Raw genomic sequence first — 7331 nt, 5'->3', positions numbered from 1 at the left:
GGCTCTGGCTCTGGCTCTGGCTCTGGCTCTGGCTCTGGCTCTGGCTCTGGCTCTGGCTCTGGCTCTGGCTCTGGCTCTGGCTCTGGCTCTGGCTCTGGCTCTGGCTCTGGCTCTGGCTCTGGCTCAACAGTAGGTTCTTCTTCTACCGTTTCCTCAAGCACTTCTTGTGTTTCTTCTTGGGCGGCACTGGTCGACTCAGATTCACCTAGGTCTCCCATCATTCCCAAATCGAATTCAATACCCAATGAACCTGCGGCTTGGCTGCCCTCTGAAGGTTCTTGAAATGCAAGGTAAAAAGCACCAGCGTGAATTGATATGGCTAAAGCGCTTGCCATAACCCAATGACGGACAACAATCATAGTTGCTCCCGAGTAAGCTGTGTAGAAACACTCACTTTCGTTAATCCAGCCAAACGCACCTGATTAAAAATAGGCCGAAGCTGTTCGAGGGGCATATGACCATCCGCTTTAATTTGTACCCAAAAGCTTTCTTGATCCTCTGCTATTGAAAACTGAGATTCTAAGTAACCGCTCACAGATTCAATGTCTTTAAGCTCATCATCCACAAACAAGGTGCCATCCATACCCACGACAATCTCTATATTTGGGTTGGATTGGGCCCTTTTATCATTTACCGAGTGAGGTGGAATGACATCAATGGGGTCTGACTTCTTTATTTGTCCAGCGACCATAAAGAACACCAACATGAGAAACACCACATTAATAAGTGGCACCATGTTGTCATCATTATTAGCTTTATTTGTGCGGTATTTTTCACCTATTCTCATTTCTGCTCCGGCATAACAAAAGCGTTGGCAATGGATACCTTTTCCGCACCACTCAGCTTAAGCCTATCCGCCAAGGCCATTAGGCTCTGCAAGGTCACACCCTCTTCTGCTTTCACAATGAAAGTACTGTCACCATAGTTAGTAACAAGAAGGTCGAAATACGAGCTATCCACAACAGAAATGGCATCTTCTTCAAGCCAAACACGCCCATCATTTTGTTTGAGAGTTAAGGTAATGTTCTCTTTCGGTTCAGATGCAGTATTAGTGGATGGAGAAGATAATGGCGTATCTAATGTACGCCATGGAGTAAAACTTGAGGTCAACATAAAAAACAACAGTAAGATAAACACCACATCAATTAGTGGCGTTAAGCTAATAGCATTTTTTCGTTTAGGTTGGGATAACTTAAGCGACATGGAGCACATCTACACCATCAGTAGATTGGCTAACACTCGCCTTGACACTCTTTGAGGTGAAAACTTGTGTTACCGTGTCATTCATTTTATCTGCGATTCTCTCTACTTTTCTCTCTAACCAGCTATGTAAAGTTACGACAGGAATCGCCACGGCTAGGCCTACTGCAGTTGTTAACAAAGCCTGCCATATGCCACCTGATAAGACAGATGGATCAACTTGGGAACCCGCCCCTTCCATCTGTTGAAACGCAACTATCATACCTAACACTGTTCCAAGAAGACCCAGTAGAGGGCTTAGAGTTGCAATAATTTCTAACGGACGAAAATAAGCTCTCAACTGACTCAACTGCTTCATAGCTCGGCGCTCGACTTCTTCACGAATCAGCTCTACGTTTTCATCCGAGGCCATTTTCGCTCTCATGCTAAAACCAAGCAAAGCATCAATGGGGCGCTTTTCATTTAAACATTTGAGGGCTTTTTCCGTATCGCCTTGTCGCCACGCTTCTAAGGAAATATTGGCAGTTTTGACACTCTCGGCACGCAACAGTGAAAACTGCCAAAATTTCAGCAAGACAATAGTCAAAGCAACCATAGAGAATGCCATCAGTATCCAAACAACTGGGCCTCCTACCTGTAAAAACTCAATTATTGCTTGCTTTACACTCTCATTCACAAAGTCACCTAACATAATAAAATCAATTTCCGCAAATGATATTGATTATCAAGGTCTCTTTCAATATTAAATTTACTTCTTAAGTATTTATCCGTCAGAAAGTAAGGCAGTTAGAGGGGCTGAAGTACAAGAAAGGAGGAGAGTCACTTTTTTATAGACATAAAAAAACACCTCCATATAGGAGGTGTTTTTTAGAATTAATCAGAAAAGATTAATTATTTATACTGACGATCGTAAGCTGCTTGGTAAACTTTGATTACTTTATCGTAGCCAAGTTTATTGATACGTGCGATGTAACCATCCCACTCTTCATCAACATCAGCACTACCTAGGATCCAACGCTGTTGCGCTTCTAACATGTAAGTTAGGATGCCTGGCCAGTACTTGTCGTATACAAGACGCTCAGCAACTGTCATAGCGACACCATTAAACTGTTCAATGATGTAGTTATTGTCTGTGTACATTTCGATGCCTTTTGCAGCGATCTCATTTGTCCACTGTTTCTCGTAGTTGTAATCCTGTGGGTAACCAAGAGGAATCTGAGCACCAACATTACGCATTTGAGTGTTAACCGCTGTATCAGCGTTTAATACTTCATCTGTGTAAGTCGCTTTACCATCTACCATAGTCCAATGAACACCTTCTACACCGAAGTTAGCAATGTTGCGGCCTTTCTCAGTGAAGATGAAATCCATGTACTTGATACTAGCAATTGGATCACGGTTAGAGTAAGTCAATGCCCAACCATCTGGCTTAACAGTAGCACGACCATTCTCTTCGATACGAACGCCTGATGGTGTTGCAGGTGGAGCCATTGGAATCCACTCAAAACCAGGAACTCGATCTTTCAAGCTATCATTGTAGCCTGCAGTACTAGCAAACCAGTCATGTGTCATGCCGCCCAAGTTGTTACTTAACAAGTAGTCACGAGCTTTAGAACCACGTGTGAAAACTTCTTGGTCGATCAAACCTTCTTTGTACCATTTAGCTAGGTTACGAATACCTGTACGGTAATTCTCTTCTACGTAACCATGCTGAGCCGTTGTTTTATCTTTGATGTAGAACTGGTGAGCACTATCCATACCCGTTGTACGAGCATCCCAAAGCGTTACTAGACGGATCATTTCTTCCCAATGACGGAAGAATGCAGGTACTTCATCTTTCTTACCGTTACCATTTGGATCTTGGTCACGGAAAGCTTTCAGTACAGTGTACAACTCATCAACAGTCTGTGGTTGCTCAAGACCTAACTTATCCAACCAATCTTGGCGAATGTAGTAAGCACGAGCTGCTTGTCCATCAGGGAAGTAAGCAATGTGGTAGATGTTGCCATCAGGTGCTGTAATTGCTTTCTTCTTGTCTGGGTACTGCTCAAAGAACGCTTTGATATTAGGAGCATATTGCTCGATCAAATCATTCAAAGGAAGGAATGCGCCTTCCATACCGTATTGGAAAAAGCTGTCTTTAAGAGCGTTACCGCCAACAAAGTCAGGCAGGTTGCCAGATACTAGCATCAGGTTAAATAGTTCCTGACTGTTAGTACCGATTTTAGAAGCGACACCCTTAAGTTTAATACCAGTGTATTTTTCGTATTCTTTCGCTACTGGCCACTCTTCATCCCATGCGTATTTGTTACCTACGTGCATGTGAATCGTCATTTCTAAAGGCTTATCTGTAGCCTTGTACTGATCATCACTCGCTGCAACAGACGCGCCTGAAGCTGCTGTTAGAGCTAGTGCCAAAGTGGAATAAGGCAATATTTTTTTAATCATTATTTTTTCTCCATTTATTATATTTATCTTTGAAAAAAGAACTCTTACTCTTTAACGCCACCCATCATGATTCCCTTATTAAAGTGTTTCTGTAGGTATGGATATACCATTAACACTGGAATAATGGAAACTACAATAATTGCTGCAACAATTGTTTCGAAAGAATAACTGCTGCTTAATAATGTACTAGCAAATTCGTCATCCATATTAGCTTCGATGATTATTCTTTTCAAATAAACTTGCAACGGAATTTTATCTTCTTCTTGCAAAAGAATCATCGCCCAAAAATAACCATTCCAACGAGCAACAATACAGAATAATGCAACGGTTACAATTGCTGGTTTAGATAGTGGAATAAATACTTTCCACAGCAAACTAAACTCACCTGCACCATCCATTCTTGCCGCTTCTTCAAAAGATTTTGGAATTGCTTCGAAGAAGTTTCTTAACAAAATAATATTAAAGGCAGTACAAGCAAAGGCAATTAATATACCAAACCTTGAATCCAATAAATCTAAATCACGAAGATTCAAAAAGAATGGGATCATGCCGGCATTAAACCACATAGTAAATGCGATGAAGAAGTTAAAGTATCTTCTACCTACTAAGCTTGGTTTAGATAATGCATACGCTCCAGGAATAATAATCGCCAAACTTACTAATGTACCAAAAATGGTATAGAAGAAAGTATTCGCATAAGACTTCCAGAAAACAACATCACTTAATACTTTATCGTAAGCGGCGAAGGTAATTTCTTTCGGTAAGAATATTACCTGTCCTGACGAAACCGCAAAGCCTGAACTAATCGAAGCAGAAAAGATGTAAACAAAAGGATAAAGCGTACTTAGTACAAATAATCCAATAAGAAACATATTGGCATAGCCAAATACCTTATCGCCACGTGAATATAAATTAAAATCTGACATTTATTTGATTCCTACCACAAAGAAGACGATGAATATTTTCTACTCAACCAGTTAGCCGTATACACTAGTACAAAGGCAACCACAGCGTTGAATAGACCTGCAGCCGTAGCCACATCGTACTGACTACCTTGTAGGCCGACACGATATATATATGTACTAATTACATCTGCTGTTTCAAAAGTAGATGGTTGGTACAAAAGGATAATATATTCAAAGCCAACCTCAACCATGTTACCGATACTAATAATAAGCATGATAAGGATTGTAGGAAGAATTGTAGGAAGCGTTATTTTATACATCATTTGGAAACGAGTTGCGCCATCAACTTTTGCTGATTCATAAAGAGATGGGTTAACACTCGCAATTGCTGCCAAATAAACAATAGAGTTGAAACCAGCTTCTTTCCAGATATTACTACTGATAAAAATAGTTCTAAAATAATCAGGGTTTGTTAAAAAGTAAATTTTATCAAAACCAAGTGATTCTAAAACTAAGTTTAAAATACCTGTTGTTGGAGACAAGAAACTAATTACAAGACCAGCAACAATTACCACTGAGATAAAGTGAGGCAAGTACGCAATAGTCTGAGATACGCGCTTAAATATATAATGATGAATTTCATTAAACATAAGAGCGACCATAATCGGAATAGGAAATCCGAAGATCAAACCATAAAAACTAATGATAAATGTGTTTTTAACAGCACGAAGGAAGTTTTCATCTTCAAATAATGTTCTGAAATGTTCAAAACCTACCCAAGCACTACCTGATATACCACGGAATAAGCTGAAGTCTTTAAATGCTATTTGCAGACCGCCCATCGGAGCATATAAAAACAAAATAAACCAGATCACCATTGGAGCAAGCAATACATATACTTGCCAGTTCTCTTTGATTCTGCCTAATAAAGAAGGAAGTGGGCTCATATTAGATGCCTCCCCCTGCTTATTAATATTTGAATTATTCATATTAAACCTATTATTAGTATATTGATTTTTCTGTGATGCCATCAAAAATATGTAGGTAATCTAAATTAATAAAGACTTCCTTACATTCACTCATAGATTCAATAGATGTTTGGCGACTACCTGTTTTAACAACAGCGTTTTGACCATCAAATTGAATATGCAGTAGAGCTTCAGCACCTAACGGCTCAACCAAATCAACATTACAACTAACGCGCTCAGAGTTTTGTAGCTCATCACTGTTTAGGTAAATATCTTCTGGGCGGATACCCATGTATACGCTTTGGCCATCAGTAAGAGAAGTACCTTCTTTCGCTGGTACTCTTACTTGTGAACCGTCTTTTAACGTAATAAAGAATTGCGAATCTTTTTCTACAATGTGACCTTTAATAAGGTTCATTGGCGGGCTACCCATGAAGCTAGCAACAAAGGTATTAACAGGTTTAGTGAACACTTCCATTGGCGTACCAATCTGTTCAATCTGTCCATCACGCATAATTACGATACGGTCAGCAAGTGTCATCGCTTCAACTTGGTCATGGGTTACATAAACAGTAGTAACACCTAGACGCTTGTGAAGACGTTTAATTTCAGCACGCATTTGTGTTCTTAGTTTCGCATCCAAGTTTGATAAAGGCTCATCAAACAAAAATACTTCAGGCTTACGAACGATCGCACGACCCATTGCAACACGTTGTCTTTGACCACCCGATAAATCTGCAGGGCGACGCTCTAAATATTTATCAAGACCAAGAATACCTGACGCTTCTTTAACTGCTGCATCTGTTTCATTCTTGTCTGCTTTTCTAAGCTTCAAACCAAAAGAAATGTTGTCATAAACATTTAGGTGCGGGTAAAGAGCGTAGTTTTGAAATACCATGGCAACGTCACGATCTTTAGGAGCGACATTGTTTACTACACGACCAGCAACTCCTACTTCACCACCAGAAATACCTTCCAAACCAGCAATCATTCGTAGAGTAGTAGACTTACCACAACCAGAAGGGCCAACTAATACGATGAATTCCTTTTTCTCTATAGAAAGATCGATGCCTTTTACTACTTCAACATCGCCATAGCGTTTGTAGACCTTATTAAGCGTTACATTAGGACTTGAAGACATATTTATAACAACCTTTTTGTTTTTCTTAATGTTAAATAGAGCCTTCTATAACCACAAACTTGGCATAGAAAACATTATTGAATACGAATCAGCCAAAACCACATTTATACAGGTTTACGACAAACAAAAATTCTTGGTAAGAATTACAAAGCGGGAAGCGAGCGACTGTTTGATAATTTCCAAAAAAACGGAAACAGATGCTGCTAGAAAGGAAGTGGTGATAAGTGGACGGAAGATATTCGTCACACACCCTATTACAAAAGAAAAGTCTCTAATAACGTGACCCTTCTTGATAATAAGGAAAGCAAAAAAATGGAACACATTCTTTGTTATTATCATGTACATACCCTACTTAACCATGCTTTTTTTATGTTTATCATGTATAGATAAGTCTGAGCTTTAGGTACTTGCATACCTATTTGTCTTACAATACTACACTCAATTATCTCAATGAGTACAGCTTTTTTTTGACCATAAACAGAGGCCTAGTAAAAGTTAAAAAAGCCAACCAACACAAGAATTTTGAGCAAAGAAAAACAAATAAATATTAAAAACAACGGAGAAAACTAGCGTCAGAAAGTCGTTTTTACCTTTCAAGCCCTGTCCAAACAATTGTTTTGCATACAAAAAAAATTAAGACCAAAGTCTTATAGTTTTTAAAGTCCACTA

Annotated in this window: 7 protein-coding genes and 1 pseudogene; all 8 read right to left on the bottom strand. The window is 39.3% G+C overall.

Features of this window, described 5'->3' with window-relative positions; translation table 11 throughout:
* Positions 1 to 359: pseudogene (locus tag OFY17_RS14135) on the bottom strand (energy transducer TonB); the annotation flags it as partial.
* The gene (locus OFY17_RS14130; protein ID WP_263531388.1) at positions 356 to 787 is read right to left on the bottom strand and encodes an ExbD/TolR family protein; all 432 of its coding nucleotides are present in this window, start codon (positions 785 to 787) and stop codon (positions 356 to 358) included. The pseudogene OFY17_RS14135 and the gene OFY17_RS14130, both read right to left, overlap by 4 nt.
* Positions 784 to 1203 (bottom strand): ExbD/TolR family protein, encoded by a 420-nt coding sequence (locus OFY17_RS14125; protein WP_263531387.1) that lies wholly within the window; start codon positions 1201 to 1203, stop codon positions 784 to 786. The genes OFY17_RS14130 and OFY17_RS14125 overlap by 4 nt, the downstream gene beginning before the upstream one ends.
* Positions 1193 to 1876: a MotA/TolQ/ExbB proton channel family protein gene (locus tag OFY17_RS14120; protein ID WP_263531386.1), complete on the bottom strand. Its 684-nt coding sequence runs from the start codon at positions 1874 to 1876 to the stop codon at positions 1193 to 1195. The genes OFY17_RS14125 and OFY17_RS14120 overlap by 11 nt, the downstream gene beginning before the upstream one ends.
* Before the next feature lie 215 nt (positions 1877 to 2091).
* Positions 2092 to 3648, bottom strand: a complete 1557-nt coding sequence (locus tag OFY17_RS14115; protein ID WP_263531385.1) for a type 2 periplasmic-binding domain-containing protein — start codon at positions 3646 to 3648, stop codon at positions 2092 to 2094.
* Positions 3649 to 3692: 44 nt separating this feature from the next.
* Entirely contained in the window at positions 3693 to 4574 is an 882-nt protein-coding gene (locus OFY17_RS14110; RefSeq protein ID WP_263531384.1) for a carbohydrate ABC transporter permease, read from the bottom strand.
* An 11-nt stretch (positions 4575 to 4585) separates the two neighbouring features.
* Positions 4586 to 5500: an ABC transporter permease gene (locus tag OFY17_RS14105; RefSeq protein WP_263531383.1), complete on the bottom strand. Its 915-nt coding sequence runs from the start codon at positions 5498 to 5500 to the stop codon at positions 4586 to 4588.
* A gap of 55 nt (positions 5501 to 5555) precedes the next feature.
* Positions 5556 to 6662 (bottom strand): ABC transporter ATP-binding protein, encoded by a 1107-nt coding sequence (locus OFY17_RS14100; RefSeq protein ID WP_263531382.1) that lies wholly within the window; start codon positions 6660 to 6662, stop codon positions 5556 to 5558.
* Positions 6663 to 7331 lie beyond the last annotated feature (669 nt).

This window comes from Marinomonas sargassi, assembly GCF_025716875.1.
GTDB lineage: Bacteria > Pseudomonadota > Gammaproteobacteria > Pseudomonadales > Marinomonadaceae > Marinomonas > Marinomonas sargassi.
Note: the sequence above shows the minus strand (reverse complement) of the source record. Positions and strands in the feature narration are given on the sequence as shown.

Excerpts from the sequence above, each read along its gene's own strand:
- OFY17_RS14110 (WP_263531384.1), bottom strand. The coding sequence starts at position 4,574 with ATGTCAGATTTTAATTTATATTCACGTGGCGATAAGGTATTTGGCTAT.
- OFY17_RS14105 (WP_263531383.1), bottom strand. The coding sequence starts at position 5,500 with ATGAGCCCACTTCCTTCTTTATTAGGCAGAATCAAAGAGAACTGGCAA.
- OFY17_RS14115 (WP_263531385.1), bottom strand. The coding sequence starts at position 3,648 with ATGATTAAAAAAATATTGCCTTATTCCACTTTGGCACTAGCTCTAACA.
- OFY17_RS14130 (WP_263531388.1), bottom strand. The coding sequence starts at position 787 with ATGAGAATAGGTGAAAAATACCGCACAAATAAAGCTAATAATGATGAC.
- OFY17_RS14100 (WP_263531382.1), bottom strand. The coding sequence starts at position 6,662 with ATGTCTTCAAGTCCTAATGTAACGCTTAATAAGGTCTACAAACGCTAT.
- OFY17_RS14125 (WP_263531387.1), bottom strand. The coding sequence starts at position 1,203 with ATGTCGCTTAAGTTATCCCAACCTAAACGAAAAAATGCTATTAGCTTA.